Origin of the sequence: Kluyvera sichuanensis (assembly GCF_014218705.1) — a bacterium.
In the GTDB taxonomy this organism is placed as follows: Bacteria; Pseudomonadota; Gammaproteobacteria; order Enterobacterales; family Enterobacteriaceae; genus Kluyvera; species Kluyvera sichuanensis.
This window is the reverse complement of sequence record NZ_JABBJF010000005.1, coordinates 74,695-100,329: the sequence shown is the minus strand read 5'-3', so window position 1 is coordinate 100,329 and position 25,635 is coordinate 74,695. Positions and strand designations below refer to the sequence as shown.

Below are 25,635 nucleotides of genomic sequence, written 5' to 3'. Positions count from 1 at the left end.
TTAGAGTGATTCGTGACGCGTTTCGTGCGTCAGCAGCAGCGCAATCAGCGTCAGTGCCGCCATGGCTGCCAGATAGACACCCACGTAGAATAACCCATAGCTACTCTGCAACCAGGCCGCGATGTACGGCGCAACGGACGCACCCAGAATCGACGACACGTTGTAGGAGAATGATGCCCCGGTATAGCGCACTTCCGTTGGGAAGAGCTCCGGCAGCAGCGCGCCCATTGGGCCAAAGGTCAGACCCATCAGGCTCAGGCCAACCAGCAGATACAGCATAATCAGCGCCGGATTACCGGAGCCCAGCAGCGGCTGGAAGAAGAACAGCGCGAAGATGATAATCAGGCTGGTGATCACAATCATGCTTGGGCGACGACCGAAACGGTCCGCCAGCAGGCCTGCAATCGGCACCATCACGCCAAACCCAATCACCGCCAGCATCAGCATCCACAGGACTTCGTTACGCGGCAGCCCCAGGCCATTCGGCGCGGCGGCGGTGCTGTAGGTCATCGAGTAGACGGTCATGATATAGAACAGCGTATAGGTCGCCAGCATGATGAAGGTGCCAAGCACCGTCACGCGCACGTGCTTGCTGAGCAGGGTGCCCATCGGCACTTTAACCTGTTTCTTAGCGGCAGCGACTTTGGCGAACACCGGCGTTTCATGCAGCGAGACGCGCACGTACAGGCCGATAATCACTAACACCGCAGAGAAGATAAACGGAACGCGCCAGCCCCAGGTCATGAACTGCTCGTCGGTCAGCAGCCAGGAGAGCAGCAGGAAGGTGCCGTTAGCGAAGAAGAAGCCAATCGGTGCGCCCAGCTGCGGGAAGGATCCGTACAGCGCGCGTTTGCGTGGCGGGGCGTTTTCCGTCGCCAGCAGCGCCGCACCGCCCCATTCACCACCCAGACCCAGACCCTGGCCAAAGCGCGCCAGCGCCAGCAGGACTGGAGCCATAATGCCGATGGAGGCATAGCTCGGTAGCAGGCCGATAACCACGGTGGAGATCCCCATGGTCAGCAGCGAAGCGACTAGCGTGACCTTACGCCCGACGCGGTCACCGAAGTGGCCGAAGAGCGCGGAACCAATAGGACGAGCGACGAAGGCGATAGCGAACGTTGCCAGCGATTGCAGCGTTGCCGCCGTCGGATCGCCCTGTGGGAAGAAGATATGCGGGAACACGATGACCGCGGCGGTGGCGTAAATATAGAAGTCGAAAAACTCAATGGCAGTGCCGATGAGTGAGGCCACGACGACCTTATTACGCGAGTTAACCGGAGCGGAAGCCTGTTCGTTATCGAGTGTTGTGCTGGTCATAGTCTTTTCTAATATGTATAGCGAACGAAAGGCCATATTAGACATAGCAAAAGCGACATTTCAATCTGTAACAGGATTGTAAAATGGTGAAAAGAGGGGCAAAAAGTGGATAATTTTTATACCAGTAAATTATCAAACATGAAATGCTTCACATTTTTCGTAGATTAGATGATAAAACTGGTTTTTGGTTAAATAAAAGTTACAGGCTGGATTTATATGCTAATTCGGTGGGTTGGGCTGAAATTTTCAGCCCAACCGGGCGGTTAGCGGTGGGTTTTTCCCGGCATTCTCGGGTCGTCCTTGTACTCTGCCGTGGCAATCCACGCGGCGCAGAACAGCGTCAGGCGGGCGAAGAAGTAGAAGAACGCCATCAGGCCGAGCACGGAACCAAACGCGGCGCCGGACGGGGATTTCACCAGCGTCGGTAGCGTCCAGGTCATGATGATTTTGATCACCTCAAAGCCGATAGCAGCAATAAAAGTGCCACGGATCAGCGCCTTTTTACGCGGGCGGTGGCGGGGCAGTCGCCAGAAAATCCAGAAGAACAGCAGGTAGTTGGCGAAGATCGAAATCGCCAGGCCTATCAACCGCCAGGCGGGCTTCAGCCACTCAATGCTGTCGAGATACAGTGCCGAGATAATCAGCTGCTGCGCCGACCCGGCCACCGACGTAATGGAAAGGGTGACAATCAGCGCAATCAGCAGGCCAATCAGCGACACGAAGTCGCGCAGGTACTTAATCCAGATGGCCTCCTGATCCTGCGGCGTGCGTTCCCAGACGTCGCGCGACTGGGCGCGAATAGCCTCGCGCAGGTTGCCCATCCAGTTGATGCCGGAGTAGAGGGCGATACACAGGCCGACCAGGCCGACGGTGGTACGCTGCTGCACGGCGGTGTTGATGGTGCTTTTGAGGGTGGCAGCGAGCGTCGGGTCGCTGACGTTGGCCAGGATCTTATTGAAGATGTCCTGTAGCAGCGTCGGATGCGAGGCAAGAATAAAGCCGGCGGCGGCGAACGACACCATCAGAATGGGGATCATCGATAAGAATGAAAAGTAGGTAATAGCCGCGCCAAACTGATTTCCCAGCCTATCGTTAAAGCGCTCAGCGGCGCGAATCAGGTGGGCGATGACCGGCTGGCGCTGAATCTTCTGCGCCGTGGTGGTGACGCTGTCCAGCGCCTTGCTAGCCTTTTGCTGTAGACGTTTATCGTTGTTTTCCGACGTCATCAGGGAGATTTTCCTTTTTATTGCTTTTACTTAAGTATAGAGGGTTCCCCGGAGTCGGTGCGTTGCACCTCGTCCAAGCAACCCAAAGCGCCGCCGGGATCAATCCACATATCCCTGCAACACGCCGGTTAACCATTCCATAAACAGGTGTACCCGCCGCGATAGGTTACGACGGTGCGGGTAAATTAACGACACCGGCATCGGCTCGGCCCGATGCTGCGGGAGAATTTCAACCAGCTCGCCGCTGTGCAGCGCTTCGCGCACGCCAACGCGCGGCACCTGAATAATCCCCAGCCCTGCCAGGCAGGCAGCATGATAGGTTTCCGTGCTGTTCACCGTCAGCACGCCGCCGGTTTTGACCCACCTGGTGCCGCCCTCTTTCGCTACTTCAAACCCCTGCGGGCGCACGCCGAGATTGGTGGCGTAGTGCACCAGCGCATGGTTGCTGAGGTCGTCCAGCGACTCGGGATAGCCAAAGCGCGCCAGGTAGCCTGGACTAGCACAGTTAATGATGGTCAGTTTGCCGAGCGGCCGGGCAATCAGCCCTGAATCTTTCAACGACCCCACGCGTACTACGCAGTCAAATCCTTCGCGAATCACATCGACTAAGCGATCGCTGCTGCTGAGCTCAAGCTCAATGCCGGGATAGTGCTGCAAAAAAGCGGGCAGTTTGGGGATCACCACCTTACGGGCGATACCTACCGGCATATCCACGCGCAGCCGCCCGCTCACGCTGCTGGGGTCGCTCTGAAACATGCTGTCCAGTTCGTCGAGGTTGCTCAGCAAATCTTTAGCGCGCTCGTAGTAGACCATCCCATCCTGAGTCAGCAGCACCCGTCGAGTGGTGCGGTGCAGCAGGCGGCAACCCAGATGGTTTTCCAGCGCCTGAATTTGTCGCGATACGCTACCTTTAGGAAGGCCAAGGGTATCCGCCGCGCGGGAAAAACTCTCCAGTTCAGCGACGCGGATGAACAGTTGCATTGCGTGAATTTTATCCATCAGCATGCCCTATTGTTGTTCTGAATGAGACAGTGAAGCGTAATCAGGGATATTTATTGTTCTTTTATCACCTAATAAGCTTGTTCTCAACGAACACACCCACTGAAATGAGGTTTCCCATGACTCAACGTATTGCGTTAGTGACCGGCGGTAGCCGCGGACTCGGTAAAAATGCGGTGCTGAAGCTGGCCGCGCAGGGAACGGATATTATCTTCACCTACAACAGTCAACGTGATGCCGCGCTGGAAGTTGTGGCCGAAATTGAGCAAAAAGGAGCGAAAGCCGTAGCATTACAGCTGAACGTCAGCGATGTTGCCAGCTTTGCGGCCTTCACTCAGCAGGTGAAAGAAGCGCTGAATCAGGTCTGGGGTCGCGAGACGTTTGATTATTTAGTGAACAACGCCGGGATTGGCCTGTATGCCTCCTTTGCTGAGACCTCCGAGACGCTATTTGATGAGCTGATGAATATCCATTTCAAGGGACCGTTCTTCCTGACTCAGTCGCTGCTGTCGCTGATGGAAAATGGCGGACGCATCCTCAACGTCTCGACCGGGCTGGCGCGTTTTGCGCTGCCGGGCTATGCCGCCTACGCCTCAATGAAAGGGGCGATGGAAGTGCTGACCCGCTATCAGGCAAAAGAGCTGGGGGCGCGCGGAATTTCGGTCAACAGCATTGCGCCAGGGGCGATTGAAACCGACTTTGGCGGTGGCCGCGTTCGCGACAACGACGACCTGAACAAGTACGTGGCGTCGCAAACCGCGCTGGGTCGCGTTGGGCTGCCGGATGATATTGGCGATGCGATTGCCGCGCTGCTGAGCGATAACCTGCGCTGGATGACCGCGCAGCGCATCGAAGTTTCGGGCGGCATGTTCCTGTAAGTCTGCGATAACGCCTTTGCTTTGCAAAGGCGTTATTTACCTATCGTGCGGAAAATAGTCTTAATCAGGAATTATTATTCCCTTTACTTCCGCCTATCCTCGCAATAACCTACATTCCCATTTAATTAATATTATCGTAGCGACACGATTATCTAATCCATTTCTTAATTAAAATATGATGATATATGTGAATGCGTAATGGTGGTGTGACGGTTGTAAGCATTCATAATTATGATGTTTAGAACGCCCGATATCTACGTAAAATGACCCAGGCCAAACGGCGAGTTCTTATTTCAGGTTGTGGGGATTACTCTGCACGCCATTAGAATTCGTTTTATTTTGATATGGGGAATCCATTATGCAGGTAGTGATGTTTGACAGGCAGTCAATATTTATTCATGGAATGAAAATCAGCTTACAGGAACATATTCCAGGAATTGATATTTCTGCTGTCAGTCAGGCCGATGACCTGTGGCGGCAACTGTTACAGCATCCAGATGCGCTGTTGATTCTTGACGGCGGCCTGGATCACGGCTTCTGCCAGTGGCTGCTGCAGGAAAAGCACCAGCAGTTTCCGGAGTCAAAGGGCATTATTATTGTGAATGATTATAACCGTGCCTGGCTGAACGATATGATGGCCTATAACCTACAGGCGATTATCCCCAGGGATGCCAGCGTCGAGATATTTGTACAGACGATCAAAAGCGTCCTGCGCGGTCTGATTTGCCTGCCGGGCGATTGGCGGATGGAGTATGAGCAGGAAAAACAGGGGTTGGATAATCTGAGCCAGCGCCAACGTGAGATATTATCACTGCTGGCCAACGGTGAATCGAATAAGGAAATCAGCCGAACGTTGAATATTAGCGCTGGCACCGTAAAAGCGCACCTTGAATCACTGTATCGCCGCCTGGGTGTTAAAAATCGCACGCAGGCCGCTATGCTGATGAATAATCAGGAAGCTTCAGCTCATATTGCCACAGAATAACGCTGCTTCAGCCTGGCGCTGCGTCGCCAGGCTAGTCTGTGACGCCCCTTGTTGCTGCCAGAGCGCCAGCGCATCCGCCATATGGCCCTGGTTCATCTCACGCACGATAGTTGACTGCTGCACGGCTTCCGGACCCAGGCTGAAGGCCAGCGACATCAGGGCATCGGACTGATGCTGGTTTAATGGCACCTTCATGCAACGGCGCAGCACCTGGTGATAATAATCCACGTCCTGCTGAAACAATTGCTCGGCCTGAGTGAGCGTAATCGGCCCATCAAAACGTTCCTGGTCGCGAATCAAATGCCCGTAGCCCACGATCCACAACCCATCTGCATCCTGATACTTTTCCAACGACAGCCCCTGATACTGCTTAATTAGTTCCAGCCCCAGTAGGCTCGGCGTAGCGACATGTAACATCTTTGGCCCTCATTCAATGGAATGAGGAGTGTAAAAGAGTCGTCCAGACGGGACTATTGGCCGGATGTCCGAGACGTATCAAATTCATGACTCAGTAAGCCGAAAAGCCAGTCATTTTGCCATTGCCCGGCCAGAAAGTAGCTTTCGCGTAGCTCACCTTCCAGCATAAAGCCCTGCTTTTCCAGCGTACGTCGGGAGGCGATATTACCTGCGGTGACCGTCGCCGTCAGCCGTCGTATACCGCCATGCCGGAAGGCGTAGTCGCAGACCGCGTGCAGCGACTCGCTGCCATAGCCTTTTCCCTGCGCCTGTGGGGAAAACAAAAAACCAACCTCGGCGCAGTCACTATCACGATGGATATAGCCGGTGATCCCCAGCGGTGTTTGTGCAGCGTCGCGCACCACCAGACACAGCCAGTGTTCGGCTCCCGGCGTCCAGGGGGGAAGGCGTGCGTCGAAGGCTGCCCGAATCTCCTCTTCGCTTCGGCTATCTGCCACATAGCGCATTACCTGCGGGTGCTGCTGTAAGGCCAGGAAAAAGGACCAGTCGCTTTCGGTAATCAGGGTACAGCTTAAACGTTCGGTGGTGAGCGCGATCATAATTTCTCATTCTGATAGGTGGCGCGGGACTGTTAATTTGCCTGAATTGCTCTATGGTGTAACGACAAAAATAACAAAGCAGTAACATATTAATCCTAAGGCTAAAAAACCTTGCTGTTGATTAAGGAATGGGAAAATGTCGACGTTATCGCGACAGGTTGGCCAGCAGTATGAGCATTGCCTGAGCGTGATTCGCCAGGCCTCGATGGAGATCCTCACGCTGCTTAAGCTGCGCGTGACGGAGGGCAAAGATCCCCGTTGGTTTCTGGAACAGCTCGATCAGGCGCGATTGAACCTTGGCGGCTGGGGCGCGGTGGCCCAGCGGCTTAACATTAACGACAGCCAGTTGAGCGAATTTATGCTCCAGCTGCGTCATCTTCAGCAGGGCATTCCCTCATATGAACATGGGCAGACGGCCACCGAAAATCAGCTGATTGCGGCTGAGCGCTTTGTTGTGACGCTGGAACAGATAAAACAGCAGCAGCCGCTGCTGATGTTTACCACCGGCTACGCCAGCGATGCGGAACAGCTGCAAGAGCAGGCGGAGCGACAAATTCGCACGATCCACCTTACGCTACGTGGGCTGGTGATGCAGGTCTGGCCGGATATTCCGCATCTCCATCAGTATCTTAGCGTTCAGTTTGGTTCTCACGAAGTGATGCGCTGGCGTTCTCGAAGCCCGACGGAAAGCGTGCTTGATGGCATGACGTTTAGCGAGCTGGCGCTGTTGATTGTCGATAAAAAGGCCTTCTCCCGTCACTACTCTTCGCTTTTTAATCATGCCGCGTCGCTGACCTTTCTTGCCGAACAGCGCCTGACGCTGCATACCTTTCTCGAAGATGTTCGCCGGATGCGTAATAAGGTGCTGGCGCATCATTTGCTGACGGAGGTTGAGTGTCAGTTGTTAGATCTCTATACCGAACAGGTCACCACGCCGGTACAGCACGCCTACGAGCAAGGGCGTACGCGCGTCAATCCCGCTAGCCTGATGGCGGCAGACGGTAGTGAAATTCAGCGTTACTGGACGCTTGCACGGGATTATGCGCATGCCTGGGGCGTTGATGGAAAGCCCATTGCTGACAGCATTGAACGCCTGTCTCATAAGGCGCGTGAGCGTTCTGATACGCGTGAGCGAATTGCCGCAGCCGTACTGTGGGGAGCGGTTGCCGTGACGGTGCTGGGGATGGCGCTTGGCGGTATCAGCCTGTTGACTTCCGAACCGACGTCGCGGCCGTACGTCGAGCCGCCACCGCCGGTTACCGTGGCACAAGCAGAGAGTACAACGACGGCCTCTCCTCGCGATCTGCTGGCCCGGCGCGGGATCTTATGGGATCGCAATGCGCTACGGGCGGCTATCGATCGTAATGATCTTGAGGTGACGACGCTGTTTTTACGCGGCGGGATGACCTGGCAGCTCGCCTGGACAGACTCGGCGATGGCGGCCCAGCACGAAGAGGTGCTGAATCTGCTGTTGCGCTACCACCTGCAAATGGATGAACTGAAACCCTGTCGCCGGTTTATCAATACGCTCACGCTCGAACTGTCGCGCGGCGCTCAGCTCAGCGCGATTCGAAAATCTTATCTACAGGCGTTTTGCACCACTCCCGCCGTGGTGGCGCGTCAGCGTCTGGCGGTGGATAACGCTCAGCAGCGCAGTAAAGCAACGGGCGATGCCGAAAGCAAAAAGTGGCTGACGATTCAGAAGTCGGTCTACGATGTGATCCGCTGAAAACAGGGACCATACCGTTCCCTCTCCCGGTGGGGAGAGGGCCAGGGTGAGGGGGAAACCTCAAAGCAGCCGGTAGTTGGCGTCCGGCGCCATTTTTGTTGGTATCAGACTGTCTTTCATCATCTCCCGCAGGTCTATCTCAATCGCATTGCAAATCGCGTTAAGCGGCAGATCGTTATCTTCAGTACCGAATGGGTCTTCCAGTTCGGTCGCGATAGCGTCGAGCGCCAGCAGCGCGTAGGTGGTAAAGATAGAAAACAGCAGGGTCAAAAAGCCAAAATCATGGATCAGCAGCAGCGGATATACGGCGCAAAAAATGCCCACCGTCCGGTGCAGCAACAGCGAGTAGGCATAGGGAATCGGCGTGTTGCTGATGCGCTCGCAGCCGCCCTGGATGGTACTCATCTGATTGAGATAATGATTGAAATTGCGATAGATAAACTCATCGGGCCGATGCAGATACAGCCACTGCCCAATATTTTGCAGCAGGGCGTTGCAGGGGGTGGTGAGATGCTGATAGTCCAGCGCGCGCGAAACCGGCACCGGCCCATGACGCAGCTTGGCTTTTAACGTGGCGCAATAGGTAACAATCAGGTCCAGTACCGCCATTTTTTCTTCTGGGCTCGCCTTGGTGGTATTGATGACCTCGCGCATCAGCGACCGGCTCACGATGAGCAGATCGCCCCACAGTTTGCGTGCTTCCCAGTAGCGCAGCCAGGCCGTGTTGTTGCGAAAGCCGATAAACACCGATATCGAAATCGAGATACCGATAAAGTAAAACGAGCTCTCCTTGGCGATGATGCCGTGCAGATTTAAGAGCGGTAGCACATACAGATAGACGATATTCAGCATGATAAAGAAACAGAGCTGAGGAGAAATTTTTCTCATGATGGAACCGCGCCATGAGAATAATTTCCGCAGCCAGGTTTGCTCCGGCCTGACGATCATGGTTTACGCCTTCTCTGGGGACAGCGCTAAAATAGAGTCGTAAACCACTTGCAGGCGCTCCAGGTAATGGGCAAACACGCTGGCTTTATCATTAATAGAAATGTGGCGGTCCAGGTTACCCTGCATGTCGATACAGGCGGATGGAAGTTCAATGCGGCCAAGCTCGGCGGATTCCACTTCGAAATGGATCTCGATTTCGCCAAAAAGGCGTGTGCGAATAATATTGATGTAGACGCCATCGAAAACGCACACGCAGAGACGGCCTTTTTCGCTCGGCTGAATATAGTGATGATACTGCCGCCCGGTCGTGGTGATTTGCGTGATAAGCTCCATGGAATAGAGATTCCAGTATTTGTCCATTTTATTTTTCTGATTAAAAATGAGCAGCGATTTTTCTTCTGGCGAAATAGTACAAATAGTCATTATCTTAACTTATCGAGATGAGTGGTTGGAAAAATAGTTAATATCGCCACGGGAGATTACATGGCATTTTGTATCACGTTATACTGGGTCACAAAGTTAATATAGTCGCGAAGCACCGTAGGGTTATGCGTTTTGCTCTGATAGATCATCCAGAGATCTATTTTTTGAACATCCCACTGTGGCAATAGCGTGACCAGTTGGGCGCTTTGCAAATACGGCTTAACAATATATTCGGGTAAAATTGCTACCCCGGTTCCCTGCAGCGTTTGCTGCAAAATATAGGTCAGGTTGTCGCTGGTATGGCGCAACGGCATTGCTAATTCATAAGACTCATCGTGCTGGAATAGCGCAATACTTTTCCAGGTCTGGTGCGTAATCAGTTCACAGGACTGTAGCGCCTCAGGGTGCTGAATATCGTGCGCGGCCTGGTACTGCGGCGTACAGACGATAAAGCGGTTAAATGTCCCGAGGAAGCGGCCAATACAGGTGTCATCAGACGGCTTACCGATACGGTACGCCACGTCAAACTCACTGCCAACGTTGCCATAGAAAGAGTCTGCGGTAATTAGCTGTAGCTCAATATTGGCATGCGTTTGCAGGAACTGATGGTGCACGGCGGGTAAAATGCTCGCCATAAATCCCGGCGGGGCAATAATCTTCAGTTTCCCACCGGTCTGATTATGCAGCGCCTGCACCGTTTTATCGCCGCGTACGCTGGCATCGACCACTTCATGGCAGTAGGCCAGATAGCGCTCGCCGTCGGCGGTTAGCGATATTTTTCGCGTCGTGCGATTCAGCAACCTGACGTTGAGATACTCCTCAAGAGCACTAATTCGCTGGCTGATACGCGACTTTGTCATACCCAGTTCAGCGGCGGTTTTGGTAAATGAACCGTTTTCTACGAGAAGCGCAAAAAGCGCCATATCCTGAACGTGCTTGAGCATAACTTAACCTTAATGTACGACAGCGCGAAATTATACGGAGGGGGCGTGGCGCTGTATATACCGGATTGTTTAATAAAGAGGACCGAATTGTTTAATTAATCGCACTCACAAAATAACATACTTTAGATATGATCGGCATGGCAATAAGCATCAATAATAAAGTATTAACTGAATGCCTATAATGGGTTATAAAAATAATCAATGATGATTATTTTAGCTGATTATTATCCTGGCGGTGATGGTGGGGTTAAAAAACGGTATAAAAGAAAGCGAATAATAAACGCATGTTTCTAAAGCGTAAATAATGCAGGCCGGGTGAGAGAAGCGCCATCCGGCACGATGTTGTACCGTACCGGATGGGGTTAGTACGGCAGGTTAGTTCAGCACAATGCGCGCTACGCTATCCGGCCCTTTCGTCGAGTAGTCTTTATTAAAGTCCTGCTTCAAGGTCACGTACAGCGTGTTGCCGTCATCGGAAAGCAGCAGGCTGTTCGGATGAGTGGTGAAGTCCCAGCTCTGCTTCACGGCGTAGCTGGTGGCATCGAGGCGCAGTACCTTCTTCGACTCACGCTGGCTGATAAAGAGTTCGTTGCGCTTCGCGTCAAACTTGATGCCCAGTGCATCACCCTCAATGCGTTTAATGACCTTACCGGTGTGCTCATCAAACACCAGCGTGGTTTTAGCTTTCGAATCATCAGTGACGAACAGACGGCCGGTTTTCGGGTCTTCCGCCATATTCAGCAGCAGGTACTCTTTGCCGTCGCCCGGCGTCCAGCGCTGCTCAATTTTGTAGCTTTGTGGGTTGATAACCAGCACTTCGCCAGCGCCGTTGGTCGCGTAAATACGTTTTGTCACCGGTGAGTAGATGATGCCGGTAACCCATTTGCCCGCGTTATCAATTCGCGCCTTCTGGGTCATGGTTTTGGCATCTACCACCGAGATAAAGCCCGGGTCGGCCACGCGACCGATAAACAGCAGGCCGTTATGGAACAGCACTTCACGTGCGCCTGCCGGGTTGCCGTCTTTGCCTTTTCCATCCAGCGTCAGACGCTGCAGTACCTTGCCGCTTTTAGCCTCTACTTTTGACACGCCACCATCCAGCGAGTTGGTGACGTAAAACGTTTTGCCGTCGTCATCGACCGCCGTGCCAAAGTTTTTCAGGTCAGTATGGGTGGTACCCGTGACGGCAAGGGTGGTGGGATCGAGGCGATAAATCACGCCGCCGTTGACGTCTTTAAAGCTCTGCGCGCTGGCAACAAATAGCGATTTCTCGCCGGAGAACAGCGCCATTTCGTACAAGCCATCGCCCAGCTCATGTTGAGTGACGGAAGCGGCTGTTTTCAGCGCGGCGGCGCTTTCGGCAGGCTGTGCATTTTCGGCGAAGGCGGGCAGTGCAGGGAGGGTAAAAGCGGTGACAAGCGCGGCGCAGAGCGCCGTTTTGCGCGGGCTGAATAACGATACCATTCGAAACTCCATCATGAGATAAACGGTTCCCGACCGGGGTAGAGCGACGGCGGGATTTTTTAATAAGAATGAGAATAATTATTATTTATCACAAATAAGGCGTTTCGACGACCGCCATTTTTCGGCGGCGTGGACACAGAGGGTTTTTGAGCCGCGTTAAAACGAGTGGTTTATCCCTGTCGTGGCTGGGCCACCTGGCGACGAAGCTCCTCCAGAACTTCATCCAGAATAAACTGCACTCGCCACGGCTGGTATTCACGTTTGCGGTAGATAGCCACCAGATCGAGCCACCATTCGTACTGTTCGGCGAAGCAGGGGGCGAGCACCCCGGATTGAATATCGGCCTGTACGCTACTTTTCGGAGCAAATACAATCCCAAGCCCGTTGCGCGCTAACTCCAGCGCCGACTGTGTGTTATCGCAGATATAGTTGCCGGTGACGCGAAAATCGCGGATCTCCTGGCTTCCCGCGAGGCTAAAACGCCAGATATTGGCATTATTAATCAGCATCGAATCCATCAGAATGCAGGAATGCTTGTCGAGGTCATCCGGCGAGGTGATAGGGTGCTCCATCAGATACTGGGTGCTGGCATAGGCGCTGACCGCATATTTCGCAATAAAACTCGCCACCAGGGATTCATTTTTGGGTTGAACGCAGGAAATTAAAATATCGCAATCATCGGGGAATTCGGAACCTTCATAAAATGATTTTCGTTCCAGATTGAACGTTTTCAAATATAGGCTGATATTGCCGATATCTTTTATAGTATTGACTACGTTGCGTGCCAGATAGGCGTTAATCATCGTCGGCGAATAAATGGTGACGCGGCCATTTTTTTCATGCTTATAGTCAGCTACGAAATTATTAAGCTGGGTTTCTTTTTCCAGTAGACCGTTAACGTAGGGAAGTAACGACTCGCCAAAGCGGGTTAGGGTGAGCTTACGCGAGGAGCGCTCAAAGATTTTAAGCCCCACTTTTGCTTCAACATCAGAGAGGTAGCGACTGACGTTGGCCTGCGCCATGCCCAGCACGGTAGCGGCGTGGCTGATATTTTCGCTGGCGGCCACCACCGAAATTATTTTTAATTCCTGAGGCTTAATCTGAAGTTTCTTCATTGCCCGGCTCTATATATAAATTGATATAGATCTATATAAATATTGAGATTGCATCAATATTAATACGAATATTATCATATTTGACATCAGGATATTATATTAGGTTGGAACAACGGGAATGTCAATTAAGCGTAATGCTGCGCTACTGTTATCGCTCTCTTTTATTTCAGGTGCATCATCGGCGGCGCTATCGGTTGGGGCGGGTGCGGTATTTAATGAATCTATTTATCGCGGGTATAATGAAAATACTCATGCGGTGCCTATCGTTAATTATGAAGGTGATTCATTTTATATTCGTCAAACCACGTTAGGCTATGCGCTATTTAAAAATCAGCGCGATGAAGTCAGCCTGACGGCTTCCTGGCTGCCGCTGACTTTCGACCCATCGGATAACGACGATAGCGCCATGAAGCAGTTGGATAAGCGCAATAGCACCGCGATGGCCGGTGCGACGTGGTATCACCATGAAAAGTGGGGGAGCCTGAAGGTGTCGGCGGCGGCAGATATTCTGGATAACAGCAACGGCTGGGTCGGTGAGCTCTCTTATTTCCGCGTGCTGCCAATGGGGCGGCTGGCGATTATCCCTACGCTGGGGGTTTATTACTATGACGATAGCTTCAACCGTTATTACTACGGCGTATCGGGCGCGGAATCCCGCCGCAGCGGGTTAGCGCAATGGTCGCCGGGCAGCAGTTGGATGCCGTACGTTGGGCTGACGATGAAGTACCCGCTGACCAACAACCTGATGCTGACGGCTAACGCGAGCTATAGCGTGCTGCCTGATGAGATTAAAAATAGCCCGATGGTCGATCGTGATGGGAGTTTTACCGTGCTGACTGGGGTGAGTTGGCGGTTTTAGTGCTCGGAGCAATCCCGGCGGCGCTTCGCTTGGCCGGGCTACACGCTCATGTAGCCCGGGCGAGGCGTTTACGCCGACCCCGGGGGAAAGCCCGCACAAAAAAAGCCAGACATCCGTCTGGCTTTTGGTCGTTCAGGCAATCTGCCTTAGCGCATGGTGACGAACTCTTCCGCCGCCGTAGGGTGAATCGCCACGGTGTTGTCGAAGTCTTTCTTGGTGGCGCCCATCTTCAGCGCCACGGCGAAGCCCTGCAGGATTTCATCCATGCCGAAGCCAATGCCGTGAATACCGACGATCTTCTCTTCCGGGCCAACGCACACCAGCTTCATACGGCACGGCTGGCGGTGCGAGGTGACGGCGGTGTACATGGCGGTGAAGGAGGATTTATAGACCTTCACGGCGTCGTCGCCATACTGCTCGCGCGCCTGCGGCTCGGTTAAGCCCACGGTGCCGATTGGCGGGTGGCTGAAGACCACGGTCGGGATGTTGCTGTAGTCCAGATGCTCATCCGGCTTGTTGTTAAACAGACGCTCGGAGAGGCGACGGCCTGCGGCCACAGCCACCGGGGTCAGCTCTACCGCACCGGTGTTATCGCCCACGGCATAAATGCCAGGAACGCTGGTGTTCTGGAACTTATCAACGACGATATAGCCTTTATCGTTGGTTTTCACGCCCGTTGCTGCCAGATTGAAGTTATCGTTCGCCGGTTCGCGACCAATCGCCCAAATCAGGCAGTCAACGGTCTGGCTGCGGCCATCTTCCAGCTCCAGGGTCAGGCTGCCATCGGCATTTTTGACCACGGCTTTTGGAATGGCGTTAGTGTGCAGCTGTGGGCCTTCGGCGTTCATCACCTCAACCAGTGTCTCGACGATTAACGGGTCGAAGCTGCGCAGCGGCGCGTGTTTACGTACGAACAGATGGGTTTCAGCACCCAGGCCGTTGATCACGCCCGCCAGTTCCACGGCGATATAGCCCGCGCCCACCACGGCAACGCGCTTCGGCAGTGCCGGCAGCTCGAAGAAACCGTTGGAGTCGATACCGTATTCCACGCCTGGAATATTCGGGTGACTCGGACGGCCGCCGGTGGCGATCAGGATATGATCGGCGGTGATCGTCTCACCGTTCACTTCGATGGTTTTAGCGTCAACAAAGCGTGCAAAGCCTTTGATTACGTCAACCTTGTTCTTACCCAGCACGTTGTCGTAAGAGGTATGAATACGGTCGATGTAGGCGGTGCGACTAGCAACCAGCTTATCCCAATCGAAGTTGTTGATGGTGGTGTCGAAACCGTAGTCCGGGCCATACATGTGAATCGCTTCGCGAATCTGCGCGGCATGCCACATCACTTTTTTCGGTACGCAGCCGACGTTAACGCAGGTACCGCCAAGATCTTTGGCTTCGATTAACGCGCACTTCTGGCCATACATGGCTGCGCGGTTAATGGAGGCGATACCGCCGCTGCCGCCGCCAATGGCGATGTAGTCGTAATGTTTGGTCATGGCCGCTCCTGAATGTTCAATGTTGAGCGGGTGAGCATCATGCTACCCGCCAAAATACTCGCGATTGTATACCTGAAGCTGATAGGTTCCACCGATGCCTGCGATTACTCCGGCACGATCCAGTTTACCAGCGTGTGCCCGGTACCTGCCGGAACCAGCTTGCTGTGCAGCCATGGCAGTACGTTGTTCATCTGTGCTTCCAGCTTCCATGGCGGGTTAATCACAATCATACCGGAGGCGGTCATGCCGCGTTGATCGCTGTCCGGGCGTACCGCCAGCTCAATTTGCAGGATTTTGCGAATGCCGGTCTCTTCAAGGTCGCGGATCATGCGCTTGATTTGCTGACGCAGCACGACCGGGTACCACAGGGCATAGGTGCCGGTGGCAAAACGCTTGTAGCCATCGTTGATACCGCTCACGACCGCCTGGTAGTCAGTTTTAATTTCATACGGTGGGTCGATAAGGATCAGGCCGCGACGAGAAACCGGCGGTAGCTTGGATTTCAGCTGCTGGTAGCCGTCGGCACGATCAACGCGGGCGCGATTATCTTTCTGGAATTCAGAGCGCAGCAGCGGGAAGTCGCTTGGGTGCAGCTCGGTCATCTGCAGGCTGTCCTGCTCACGCAGCAGTTGGCGGGCAATCAGCGGGGAGCCAGGGTAGTAGCGCAGCTGGTCGGTGCGGTTGAAGTGTTTGACCACGGAGATGTACGGCACCAACTCTTCCGGCAGGTCGTCCTGCTGCCAGATGCGGGCGATCCCTTCCAGGTATTCCCCGGTTTTTTCGGCATGCTCGCCGCTCAGCTGATAGCGGCCTGCCCCGGCGTGGGTGTCCAGATAGAGAAACGGTTTTTCTTTCTCTTTCAGCGATTCAATGATCAGACTCTGAACGGTGTGTTTTAAAACGTCGGCGTGGTTGCCTGCGTGAAAGCTGTGGCGATAACTGAGCATGGGTGCGGATATTCCGGGAATTAAACAAGATAGCTGACAGTTTACCGCAGATCCGGGCAGATTACCGCTGTAGCGCGGCGTCGTTTCTATTTGTGGCAATAATGTTGCAAAACATGAACGTGTCATAAAAACGTCAAGTGACGGGTTTAGCGTCAACGGCAGGCAAGGTAATTGTTTGAATAAAAGGAAAATAATGAAACTGCAAATCACACTGCTGGCCGCTGCGATGGCGCTGGCGATGCCGGTACTGGCAAAAGAGGTGTCTGTGAATCAGGCGGCGGCTATCGCTAACACCGTTACCCCAACGGCGGTCAGCCCGGCGTTTGACGCGCTGGAAGGGCAATCACTGACGGCGCTGCGTGCGGCGCTGAAAGGGGACGCGCCGACGCTCACCCGCGACCAGCTGGAAAAAGCGAAACAGAACAAAACGCAGGCCGATAAAGCCTGGCTGAAGGCCAGCGGCTATGACTTCCAGACCAAAGCTAACCAGCAGGCGGGTATCGCGCTGCTCTCAGCATTCAGTAGCCTGCCAGAGACGGTGGTGAAGCAGAACCTGGCAACGGTGACCGATATTAACCGTGATGCGACCCAAACCGCCCGCCACCAGGCGCTGGCGGATGCGGAAGGCATCAACCACCTCTACTTCCTGAGCGACGCGATGGGCCCACGGCTGGGCAAAGCGTTTATCGCCGCTTACGACAAAGGTGAACTCAGCAAAGCGGCGGCGCTGATTAAAGCCTCTGAAGTGAGCACCAGCGCGGCGAAGAAGCACTTCAATAATCCGCGTCCGTTCCTGATTCAGGGCAACACCATTCACCTCGTGCCGGACGACGTGGTGATTAAGGATAACCATCCGTATACCGCCGACGGCGGCTCGTTCCCAAGCGGACACACCAATACCGGCTACACCGACGCGCTGCTGATGGCGGAGATGATCCCGGAGCGTTTTGACGCGCTGGTGACCCGTGGTGCGCGCTATGGCTACTCGCGTATCGTGCTCGGCGTGCACTACCCGCTGGACGTGATGGGCTCCCGTATGGTGGCGCAGCGTAACGTCGCCCACTACCTGAACGACGCGAAGTACCGCGCGCTGTTTAACGAAGCTCGCGACCAACTGCGTGCGGCGCTGGAAAAAGAGTGCGGCACGACGCTTGCCGAGTGCGCGAAAACGGCGGGGAAAGATGACCCGTACCGCGACCCGGCGATGCGTGACTTCTATCGCTTCACCATGACCTACGACCTGCCGCAGCAGAAGGGTGAAAAACAGAGCATTACGGTGCCGCAGGGCGCTGAAGTGCTGCTGGAGGCGGCGCTGCCGAATCTCTCTGCCGCACAGCGTCGCGCGCTGATGGTGAAAAGCGCGCTGCCGGCGGGCTACCCGCTTTCAGGCACCACCGCCGACCAGCAGTTCTGGCAGCGTCTGAACCTGCCTGCCGCCTATGAAATGGCGAAAAAGCCGCACTGATTAGCGCAGCATATTGAGGGAAGGCGGTACCGGTTGCGGTATCGCCTTTTTTATATGTGCATATAGCCTGTCGATATCCAGGGTCTGCGACGACGCCTGTGGCCACACCAGCCAGTAGCTATCCCCCGTGGCCACGGCATCGTTAAAAGGCAGCGTCAGCAGCCCGCTGGCGAGCGCCTCCTGGCTCAGCAGTAAGTCGCCAATCGCCACGCCGTGTCCACCAATCGCGGCCAGATAGCCCTGCTCAAGGGTATCGAAGACCTTGCCACGCGCGGTATTCAGCGTCGGGAATTGCCCGGTTCGTTTTAGCCAGCGTCGCCAGTCGCGGCGATCCGGGGAGGGATGAATCAGCTCGCAGCGCTCGAGATGTTCCCTGGCCTGCGCGGTGAGCCCAGGGGCGCAGATAGGTACCAGCCACTCCTCAAACAGCAGTTGGCTTTGCGTTCCGGGGCCGAACTGACCGTCGCCTAATAAAATCGCGCAGTCGTAGGGTTCGCGACTGAAATCAACCGTATCGGTATCCATCCACACGCTGGAGAGCGCGATTTGCGGTGAGGTGAGCGGTTGCAGCGCTGCCAGCAGCCAGCGCATGGTCAACGTGGACGGCGCTTTTAGGCGAATCTCGCGGCGACGGCGGCCAAAGGCCTCACAGGCCCGCTCCAGACTTTGAAAACCTTCGCTGAGCTGCGTTGCCAGCGTTTGCCCTGCGTCGGTCACGGTGACGCGCGGCCCGTGTCGCTGAAAAAGGGCGCAGTCAAACCACTGCTCCAGCGTGCGGATATGGCGGCTCACCGCCCCAGGCGTGACGTTGAGTAATTCAGCAGCTTTGCTGAATGAACCTAAGCGAGCGGCGGCTTCAAAAGCGCGCAGAGCGTACAGCGGGGGTAGCGACATGGTGATTATCTATTGTGAGTTTTACTCACATTGAAGCGTAGTTTTTTCCGTTTTTCAACGCGCCTACCCCGCCGAATAATGGCGGGTACTGGCTCGTTAATCGTAGGGAGAAAATGATGAATATGGCTCTGCTCGCCGCCTATATGCTGGCGGTACTACTGCTGCTTGCGACGCCCGGCCCGGTGGTGGCGCTGGTTATGGGAACGGCGGCGCGGGAGGGGAGTCGTCGGGCATTTATGACGGTTCTCGGCACCAACTCCGCATCGCTGATGCTGATGGTGTTGGCAGCCTTGATGCTGCTCGGTGTGGTGGCGTTGTCGCCGGTCATGCTGTCTCTGCTGGGCGTTCTTGGCTCACTTTATATTGGCTGGAGTGCCGTCAGTAGCCTGATGCACAAAGCGCAGGGTGTCGAGGCAGTACCCGCGCGCGGCGGCCTGCTGAGGGGCTTTCTGGTCGGCATTTCAAACCCAAAGGATATTCTCTTTTTTGTCGCTTTCTTCCCGCAGTTTATTGCCATCACGGACGACTTTACCCTGAGTATGCTGACGCTCTCGCTGGTGTGGGTGGTGTTTGATATTACCGTTCTGTCGCTCTATATCCTGACGGTTCAGCGCCTGTTGTCGGGAAGGTATGCTCTCCGCCTCGAACGCCTCTCAGCGCTGTTTTTACTGGCGGTTGCACTGTTCGGCATTGTTTACAACGTCGGTGAAATGAGTACCCACTATCATTGAAATTCCCCCAACTATCCCCCATTCTAGATCTATCGCTAAAGCGCCGCTGAGCGCTTCATTTCTTTCTTAGACCAGGACTGCGCATATGACCAATCCATTACTGACCCCCTTCGACCTACCGCCGTTTTCCCAGATTCAGCCCGAACATGTTGTCCCTGCCGTGACCAAAGCACTGAACGACTGTCGTGAGAATGTGGAACGCGTAGTGGCGCAGGGCGGGCCGTATAGCTGGGAAAACCTCTGCCAGCCGCTGGCGGAAGTGGACGACGTGCTGGGGCGCATCTTCTCGCCGGTGAGCCACCTGAACTCGGTCCAGAACAGCCCGGAACTGCGTGAAGCCTATGAGCAGACGCTGCCGCTGCTGTCGGAATACAGCACCTGGGTCGGTCAAAACGAAGGGCTGTACAACGCCTACCGCGACCTGCGTGACGGCGATAACTACGCCACCTTGAACACCGCGCAGAAAAAAGCGGTCGATAACGCGCTGCGTGATTTTGAATTGTCCGGAATCGGCCTGCCGAAAGAGAAACAGCAGCGCTACGGCGAAATTGCGACCCGCCTGTCCGAGTTGGGCAACCAGTACAGCAACAACGTGCTTGATGCCACCATGGGCTGGAGCAAGCTGGTGACCGATGAAGCTGAACTCTCCGGCATGCCGGAAAGCGCGCTGGCCGCGGCGAAAGCCCAGGCTGAAGCCAAAGAGCAGGAAGGTTACCTGCTGACGCTGGATATCCCGAGCTACCTGCCGGTGATGACCTACTGCGACAATCAGGCACTGCGTGAAGAGCTGTACCGCGCCTACTCCACTCGCGCCTCCGATCAGGGGCCAAACGCCGGTAAGTGGGATAACACCCCGGTGATGGAAGAGATTCTGGCGCTGCGCCACGAGCTGGCTCAGCTGCTGGGCTTTGAAAGCTACGCCTTTAAATCGCTCGCCACCAAAATGGCGGAAAATCCACAGCAGGTGCTCGACTTCCTGACGGATCTGGCCAAACGTGCTCGTCCGCAGGGTGAGAAAGAGCTGGCCCAGCTGCGCGCTTTTGCCAAAGCTGAATTTGGCGTCGACGAACTGCAGCCGTGGGATATCGCCTACTACAGCGAAAAACAGAAACAGCATCTCTACAGCATCAGCGATGAGCAGCTGCGCCCATACTTCCCGGAAAATAAAGCGGTTAACGGCCTGTTCGAAGTGGTTAAGCGCATTTACGGTATCACCGCTAAAGAACGTACCGACGTTGACGTCTGGAACCCGGAAGTGCGCTTCTTCGAGCTGTACGACGAAAGCAACGAACTGCGCGGCAGCTTCTACCTTGACCTGTATGCCCGCGAACACAAACGCGGCGGGGCGTGGATGGATGACTGCGTCGGCCAGATGCGTAAACTCGACGGCACGCTGCAAAAACCGGTCGCCTACCTGACCTGTAACTTTAACCGCCCGGTGAACGGCAAACCGGCGCTGTTTACCCATGACGAAGTGATCACCCTGTTCCATGAGTTCGGCCACGGCCTGCACCACATGCTGACCCGCATCGAAACTGCCGGTGTGTCCGGTATCAGCGGGGTGCCGTGGGATGCAGTCGAGCTGCCAAGCCAGTTTATGGAAAACTGGTGCTGGGAGCCGGAAGCGCTGGCGTTTATCTCCGGCCACTATGAAACTGGTGAACCGCTGCCGAAGGAACTGCTGGATAAAATGCTGGCGGCGAAAAACTACCAGGCCGCGCTGTTTATCCTGCGTCAGCTGGAGTTCGGTCTGTTCGACTTCCGCCTGCACGCCCAGTACAACCCGCAGCAGGGTGCGAAAGTGCTCGAAACGCTGGCCGAAATCAAGAAACAGGTCGCCGTGGTACCAGGCCCAACCTGGGGTCGTTTCCCACATGCCTTCAGCCACATCTTTGCCGGTGGCTATGCGGCGGGCTACTACAGCTACCTGTGGGCCGACGTGCTGGCGGCAGATGCCTTCTCTCGCTTTGAGGAAGAGGGGATCTTCAACCGTCAGACTGGGCAGTCGTTCCTCGACAACATCCTGACCCGCGGTGGTTCTGAAGAACCGATGGCGCTGTTCAAACGCTTCCGTGGCCGTGAGCCTCAGCTGGATGCAATGCTTGAGCATTACGGGATCAAAGGCTGATTGTTGTCGTGAAAATCTGCTTAATTGATGAAACGGGCGCCGGAGACGGCGCCTTATCTGTTCTTGCTGCCCGCTGGGGGCTGGAACAGGACGACGACAACCTGATGGCGCTGGTGATGACCCCGGAGCATCTGGAACTGCGTAAACGCGATGAGCCCAAGCTTGGCGGTATCTTCGTCGATTTTGTCGGCGGGGCGATGGCGCACCGACGCAAATTCGGCGGCGGTCGCGGTGAAGCGGTGGCGAAAGCCGTGGGCGTGAAAGGCGGTTATCTGCCGGACGTGGTGGATGCGACGGCGGGGCTGGGGCGCGATGCCTTTGTGCTGGCCTCCGTTGGTTGTCGCGTGCGGATGCTGGAGCGTAACCCGGTGGTGGCGGCGCTGCTCGACGACGGCCTGGCGCGTGGCTACGCGGACCCGGAGATCGGCCCGTGGTTGCAGGAGCGGCTACAGCTAATTCATGCGTCCAGCCTGACGGCGTTAACCGATATCAGCCCGCGTCCGCAGGTGGTGTATCTTGACCCGATGTTCCCGCATAAGCAGAAAAGCGCGCTGGTGAAGAAAGAGATGCGCGTGTTTCAGTCGCTGGTGGGGCCGGATTTGGATGCGGATGGTTTACTGGAACCGGCGCGTCAGTTGGCAACCAAACGCGTGGTGGTGAAACGCCCGGATTACGCCCCGCCGTTGGCGGACGTGGCGACGCCGAATGCGGTGGTTACCAAAGGGCATCGGTTTGATATTTATGCGGGGACGGCGGAGTAATTTTACCCCTCACCCTAACCCTCTCCCCAGGGGGGAGAGGGGACCGATCGTGCGGTTTGCACCCTCTGCTTTCTCCCTCGCCCCTTTGGGGAGAGGGCCGGGGTGAGAGGGCTTGCACAATCTTAAACAAACGGTGCCAGCGGATCCGCAATCTCAAACGCCACCGCACGATCCGCTTTCGGCGGATAAATCAGCTCGCTGACAATCGACACTTTCAGCTTCTTCGCCTCTTCACGCTTGAGCTTCACCTGCTGATCCCAGCCTTCGCTATACACCGCACCCCATGCGCCCAGATCCAGACAGGTCACATACATCTCCTGGCGATACGGCAGCGGTGCTACGTCCAGCACGCTTGCCGCGGCGTTGTTCCCGGCAAATTTGCCCAGCAGAATGGCGTGCTGGCAGGTCATCAGCGCGTGGTTGCCTTTGTCATCGGTCGCGGCGTAAGCCACATCGCCGGTGGCGTAGATATCGTTATGGCCCAGCACCTGCAGGTTGCCGTTGACGTGCAGACGCCCTTGACGGTCGCGCGGCGCATCAATCTGTGCGGTCAGCCCGTTGGCCTGTACGCCGACGGTCCAGATAACGGTCTGGGAGGCGATAACCTGGCCATCTTTCAGCGTAACGCCTGAGGCATCCACGCTCTCCACTTCCGCGTTCACCAGCCACTCCACGCCCAGTTCGGCGGAGGCTTCGATAATCACATCGCGTAATTCCTGGCTCCAGCGGCCGCCCGGCTGCGCACCGCGCTCAACTACGACAACTCTGGTCTTAGCATCTTCACCCAGGATTTCGCGTAGACGGCTAGGAAGTTCCAGCGCCATCTCAATCCCGGTGAAGCCACCGCCGCACACCACCACGGTGTTACGCGCTTCGCTCTCAGGCTGCCCGGCCAGATCTTTCAGATGCTGTTCCAGTACCGTTGCGCTTTCCAGCTGATCGAGGTCGAACGCGTGCTCGGCGGCACCGGCAACGATATCGCGGTTGACGTGGCTACCGCTGGCAAGTACCAGGCGGTCGTAGCGGCGCAGGCGCACTTCGCCGTTCTCATCTTTCCAGCTCACCTCTTTCGAGGCCGGAAGGATCTGCTCAACGGTACCGCGCAGGAACTTAACGCCGGTGACGTCGAACAGCGGCATCAGTGGGGAAACCAGCGTCTGAACGTGGCTTTCATAAAAACGCGGACGCACGCGCAGCTCTGGCTGTGGCGCAATCACCGTAATATCAACGGCCTGCTGGTGTTTGTCTGCCAGACGCGCGGCGCTCAGCGCTGCCCACATACCGGCAAAACCGGCACCGACGATCAGAATTTGTTTACGCATTAGGTTTGTCTCACTGGTGACTACGATTAATTGACTCGGATTTTATTGGTCGTAGTTAAAGATTGCAACGTGATTCGCTTCAGCAAACGTATCAGAAGACACGTTTTTAAATTATCTATTTGATATTTAATTAATTAAATTTTTATGTGTTCAGTATTTATGCTTGCTATCTGGAATGCATTCGATGAAAAAGCTACAATAACTCAGAATAATTTTTGCTGAGATAAGAGCGCATGGCATTCTACAGTTCTGGGGTTGAGTACGGCATACATAGTCTGATGTGCATGGTGGACGGCAAAGGTGACGCCCGCGATATGAGCGTGCGCGAAATTGCCGAGCTGCAAAGCGTGCCCTACGACTATCTGGCCAAAATCTTTACTCGCCTGTCGAAGGCCGGGCTGGTGCGCAGCATCGAAGGGAAGGGCGGCGGTTTTCAGCTGGCGAAACCGGCTGAAGACATTACGGTGCTGGACGTGGTCAACGCGATCGACGGCGATAAGCGTATTTTTGAGTGCCGGGAGATTCGTCAGCGCCTGGCGGTGTTTGATGAGCAGCCGCCGGAGTGGGCCTGCGAAGGTATCTGTGGCGTGCGTTCGGTGATGGACATGGCGCAGCAGCGGATGGAAGAGGCGTTAGGCCAGCATACGATTCTGGACCTGGCGCGTAAGATGTACCGCAAAGCACCGGATACGTTCGTGGTAGAGGTACAAGAGTGGATTGCCGGGCGGAAAAACGCGTGAACTAAGTAGCCCGGCCGAACGCAGTGACGCCGGGGAAAACCCCCGGAGTCGGCGCTGGTGCGCCTCGTCCGGGCTACTGAATCAGATTTACTCTTCTTCGTCGTCACGCAGTGGAACAATCAGCATATCAACGTGAACGGTGTTGATCAGCTGACGAGCAGAAGACATCAGTTTGCTCCAGAAATCCTGGTGATGACCGCAAACAACCAGGTCCATATCGTATTTCTTGATAGCATCAACCAGCACCTGACCCAGGTCGCCGCTACCGCTCAGGGTTTCGGTGATAGGGTAGCCCGCACCGGTAGAGAGTTCGCTCAGCGCGTGATGGGTCTCTTCAGAGATACGTTTCTGCATATCGCCCAGATTGACATCAATCAGCCCGGTATAGAGATCGGAATAGTTCACGTCAACGTGAATCAAAGAGACTTTCGCATTGTAAGGGCGAGCCATTGATACCGCTTTCTCCACCAGAACTTTGCTTTCTGGTGAAAGGTCGACGGCGATAAGAATGTGTTTGTAAGCCATAGTGTTACTCCTTCCATAAAGTTGTCGATGACTGTTGGACCAGACAGCCCATGCGCTGTCCCTTGCCCGCGTCCTGCGTGCTATCTGCGCGGGGTTTGCCCTTAAAGACCTAATTGTAGAAGATATTTCTACCTTATAGTGGCCTTGGGGCGCCGTCAATGCATCCGGTTCGCCAATTAGTTAAACAAATTTTTCAATCTTACGTATTGATAACGATTAACCTTGTGGTAAAAAATTTAACTGATCTTCTACACTATTTAATGAGCCGATCGAATAAATAAACGTGATCGGAATCGCACTCTTTTACTGAGGTGTTGGTGGGAAATTGGGGAGCGGTATGCCCTGGGGGATATCTCTAAGGGCTGGTCGCCGGGGAGGAGTTATGATCAGCACGATTGCGCTGTTTTGGGCCCTGTGTGTCGTTTGTGTGGTGAATATGGCACGTTACTTCTCGTCACTACGTGCGCTATTGGTGGTACTACGAGGTTGCGATCCCTTGCTCTATCAGTATGTCGATGGCGGTGGCTTTTTCACCTCCCACGGCCAGCCGGGCAAGCAGATGCGCCTGGTCTGGTACATTTACGGGCAGCGTTACCTCGACCATCACGACGATGAGTTTATTCGCCGCTGCGAACGCGTTCGCCGTCAGTTTATTTTGACCAGTTCGCTCTGTGGATTGGTGGTCATCAGCTTAATTGCGTTGATGATTTGGCACTAAGT

25 protein-coding genes are annotated in these 25,635 nt (G+C 55.0%); 10 read left to right on the top strand and 15 right to left on the bottom strand.

Annotation, left to right across the window (positions count from 1 at the left end; translation table 11 throughout):
• The 3 genes from HII27_RS07995 to HII27_RS07985 form a co-directional block, all read right to left on the bottom strand.
• Positions 1 to 1,317 (bottom strand): MFS transporter, encoded by a 1,317-nt coding sequence (locus HII27_RS07995; RefSeq protein WP_185667406.1) that lies wholly within the window; start codon positions 1,315 to 1,317, stop codon positions 1 to 3.
• A 263-nt stretch (positions 1,318 to 1,580) separates the two neighbouring features.
• On the bottom strand, positions 1,581 to 2,543 hold the full coding sequence (yhjD, locus tag HII27_RS07990; RefSeq protein WP_370631778.1) for an inner membrane protein YhjD: 963 nt from the start codon (positions 2,541 to 2,543) through the stop codon (positions 1,581 to 1,583).
• Positions 2,544 to 2,642: 99 nt separating this feature from the next.
• Positions 2,643 to 3,542, bottom strand: a complete 900-nt coding sequence (locus HII27_RS07985) for a LysR family transcriptional regulator (protein ID WP_185667405.1) — start codon at positions 3,540 to 3,542, stop codon at positions 2,643 to 2,645.
• Positions 3,543 to 3,661: 119 nt separating this feature from the next.
• On the opposite strand from HII27_RS07985, the gene HII27_RS07980 reads away from it, so the two are divergent.
• The gene (locus HII27_RS07980) at positions 3,662 to 4,420 is read left to right on the top strand and encodes an SDR family NAD(P)-dependent oxidoreductase (protein ID WP_185667404.1); all 759 of its coding nucleotides are present in this window, start codon (positions 3,662 to 3,664) and stop codon (positions 4,418 to 4,420) included.
• A gap of 358 nt (positions 4,421 to 4,778) precedes the next feature.
• Positions 4,779 to 5,405 carry a response regulator transcription factor gene (locus tag HII27_RS07975; RefSeq protein WP_185667403.1) on the top strand — a complete coding sequence of 209 codons (627 nt, stop codon included), beginning with the start codon at positions 4,779 to 4,781 and terminating at the stop codon, positions 5,403 to 5,405.
• Here HII27_RS07975 and HII27_RS07970 read toward each other — a convergent pair.
• Positions 5,382 to 5,822 carry a lysozyme gene (locus tag HII27_RS07970; protein WP_185667402.1) on the bottom strand — a complete coding sequence of 147 codons (441 nt, stop codon included), beginning with the start codon at positions 5,820 to 5,822 and terminating at the stop codon, positions 5,382 to 5,384. The two genes, HII27_RS07975 and HII27_RS07970, sit on opposite strands and share 24 nt — an antisense overlap.
• Positions 5,823 to 5,875: 53 nt before the next feature.
• Positions 5,876 to 6,421 carry a GNAT family N-acetyltransferase gene (locus tag HII27_RS07965; protein WP_185667401.1) on the bottom strand — a complete coding sequence of 182 codons (546 nt, stop codon included), beginning with the start codon at positions 6,419 to 6,421 and terminating at the stop codon, positions 5,876 to 5,878.
• 136 nt (positions 6,422 to 6,557) lie between these two features.
• On the opposite strand from HII27_RS07965, the gene HII27_RS07960 reads away from it, so the two are divergent.
• Complete coding sequence (locus HII27_RS07960; RefSeq protein WP_185667400.1) at positions 6,558 to 8,150, top strand: STY4199 family HEPN domain-containing protein; 1,593 nt, start codon at positions 6,558 to 6,560, stop codon at positions 8,148 to 8,150.
• Between the two features lie 60 nt (positions 8,151 to 8,210).
• Here HII27_RS07960 and HII27_RS07955 read toward each other — a convergent pair whose 3' ends face one another.
• The 5 genes from HII27_RS07955 to HII27_RS07935 form a co-directional block, all read right to left on the bottom strand.
• Positions 8,211 to 9,098 carry a bestrophin family protein gene (locus HII27_RS07955; protein ID WP_185667399.1) on the bottom strand — a complete coding sequence of 296 codons (888 nt, stop codon included), beginning with the start codon at positions 9,096 to 9,098 and terminating at the stop codon, positions 8,211 to 8,213.
• Between the two features lie 3 nt (positions 9,099 to 9,101).
• Positions 9,102 to 9,521: a hypothetical protein gene (locus tag HII27_RS07950; RefSeq protein ID WP_185667398.1), complete on the bottom strand. Its 420-nt coding sequence runs from the start codon at positions 9,519 to 9,521 to the stop codon at positions 9,102 to 9,104.
• A gap of 56 nt (positions 9,522 to 9,577) precedes the next feature.
• Complete coding sequence (locus HII27_RS07945) at positions 9,578 to 10,465, bottom strand: LysR family transcriptional regulator (protein WP_185667397.1); 888 nt, start codon at positions 10,463 to 10,465, stop codon at positions 9,578 to 9,580.
• Between the two features lie 375 nt (positions 10,466 to 10,840).
• Positions 10,841 to 11,929: a YncE family protein gene (locus HII27_RS07940; RefSeq protein ID WP_185667396.1), complete on the bottom strand. Its 1,089-nt coding sequence runs from the start codon at positions 11,927 to 11,929 to the stop codon at positions 10,841 to 10,843.
• 170 nt (positions 11,930 to 12,099) lie between these two features.
• Positions 12,100 to 13,044 (bottom strand): LysR family transcriptional regulator, encoded by a 945-nt coding sequence (locus tag HII27_RS07935; RefSeq protein WP_185667395.1) that lies wholly within the window; start codon positions 13,042 to 13,044, stop codon positions 12,100 to 12,102.
• Between the two features lie 118 nt (positions 13,045 to 13,162).
• Between HII27_RS07935 and HII27_RS07930 the strand changes: the two genes are divergently transcribed.
• Complete coding sequence (locus HII27_RS07930; protein ID WP_185667394.1) at positions 13,163 to 13,903, top strand: MipA/OmpV family protein; 741 nt, start codon at positions 13,163 to 13,165, stop codon at positions 13,901 to 13,903.
• Between the two features lie 146 nt (positions 13,904 to 14,049).
• On the opposite strand, the gene gorA is transcribed toward HII27_RS07930, so the two are convergent.
• Both gorA and HII27_RS07920 read right to left on the bottom strand, forming a co-directional pair.
• Entirely contained in the window at positions 14,050 to 15,402 is a 1,353-nt protein-coding gene (gene gorA, locus HII27_RS07925; RefSeq protein WP_185667393.1) for a glutathione-disulfide reductase, read from the bottom strand.
• A gap of 104 nt (positions 15,403 to 15,506) precedes the next feature.
• Positions 15,507 to 16,349 carry a 23S rRNA (adenine(2030)-N(6))-methyltransferase RlmJ gene (locus tag HII27_RS07920; protein ID WP_185667392.1) on the bottom strand — a complete coding sequence of 281 codons (843 nt, stop codon included), beginning with the start codon at positions 16,347 to 16,349 and terminating at the stop codon, positions 15,507 to 15,509.
• Positions 16,350 to 16,542: 193 nt separating this feature from the next.
• On the opposite strand from HII27_RS07920, the gene HII27_RS07915 reads away from it, so the two are divergent.
• Complete coding sequence (locus tag HII27_RS07915) at positions 16,543 to 17,814, top strand: acid phosphatase (RefSeq protein ID WP_185667391.1); 1,272 nt, start codon at positions 16,543 to 16,545, stop codon at positions 17,812 to 17,814.
• Here the strand turns inward: HII27_RS07915 and HII27_RS07910 are convergent, their stop codons facing one another.
• Positions 17,815 to 18,708, bottom strand: a complete 894-nt coding sequence (locus HII27_RS07910; protein WP_185667390.1) for a LysR family transcriptional regulator — start codon at positions 18,706 to 18,708, stop codon at positions 17,815 to 17,817. It abuts the gene before it with no gap.
• A gap of 116 nt (positions 18,709 to 18,824) precedes the next feature.
• On the opposite strand from HII27_RS07910, the gene HII27_RS07905 reads away from it, so the two are divergent.
• From HII27_RS07905 to rsmJ, 3 genes are all read left to right on the top strand, one after another.
• Positions 18,825 to 19,439: a LysE family translocator gene (locus tag HII27_RS07905; protein ID WP_185667537.1), complete on the top strand. Its 615-nt coding sequence runs from the start codon at positions 18,825 to 18,827 to the stop codon at positions 19,437 to 19,439.
• An 85-nt stretch (positions 19,440 to 19,524) separates the two neighbouring features.
• Positions 19,525 to 21,567, top strand: a complete 2,043-nt coding sequence (gene prlC, locus HII27_RS07900; RefSeq protein ID WP_185667389.1) for an oligopeptidase A — start codon at positions 19,525 to 19,527, stop codon at positions 21,565 to 21,567.
• Between the two features lie 8 nt (positions 21,568 to 21,575).
• Positions 21,576 to 22,328: a 16S rRNA (guanine(1516)-N(2))-methyltransferase RsmJ gene (gene rsmJ, locus HII27_RS07895; protein WP_185667388.1), complete on the top strand. Its 753-nt coding sequence runs from the start codon at positions 21,576 to 21,578 to the stop codon at positions 22,326 to 22,328.
• Between the two features lie 122 nt (positions 22,329 to 22,450).
• On the opposite strand, the gene HII27_RS07890 is transcribed toward rsmJ, so the two are convergent.
• Positions 22,451 to 23,650 (bottom strand): NAD(P)/FAD-dependent oxidoreductase, encoded by a 1,200-nt coding sequence (locus HII27_RS07890; RefSeq protein ID WP_185667387.1) that lies wholly within the window; start codon positions 23,648 to 23,650, stop codon positions 22,451 to 22,453.
• Between the two features lie 233 nt (positions 23,651 to 23,883).
• Here HII27_RS07890 and HII27_RS07885 point away from each other — a divergent pair, with 233 nt between their 5' ends.
• Complete coding sequence (locus tag HII27_RS07885; protein ID WP_185667386.1) at positions 23,884 to 24,390, top strand: RrF2 family transcriptional regulator; 507 nt, start codon at positions 23,884 to 23,886, stop codon at positions 24,388 to 24,390.
• 87 nt (positions 24,391 to 24,477) lie between these two features.
• Here the strand turns inward: HII27_RS07885 and uspA are convergent, their stop codons facing one another.
• A complete protein-coding gene (uspA, locus tag HII27_RS07880; protein ID WP_035894835.1) occupies positions 24,478 to 24,915 on the bottom strand; it encodes a universal stress protein UspA in 438 nt (145 codons plus the stop codon).
• Positions 24,916 to 25,297: 382 nt separating this feature from the next.
• Between uspA and uspB the strand changes: the two genes are divergently transcribed.
• A complete protein-coding gene (gene uspB / locus HII27_RS07875) occupies positions 25,298 to 25,633 on the top strand; it encodes a universal stress protein UspB (RefSeq protein ID WP_185667385.1) in 336 nt (111 codons plus the stop codon).
• Positions 25,634 to 25,635: the final 2 nt, after the last annotated feature.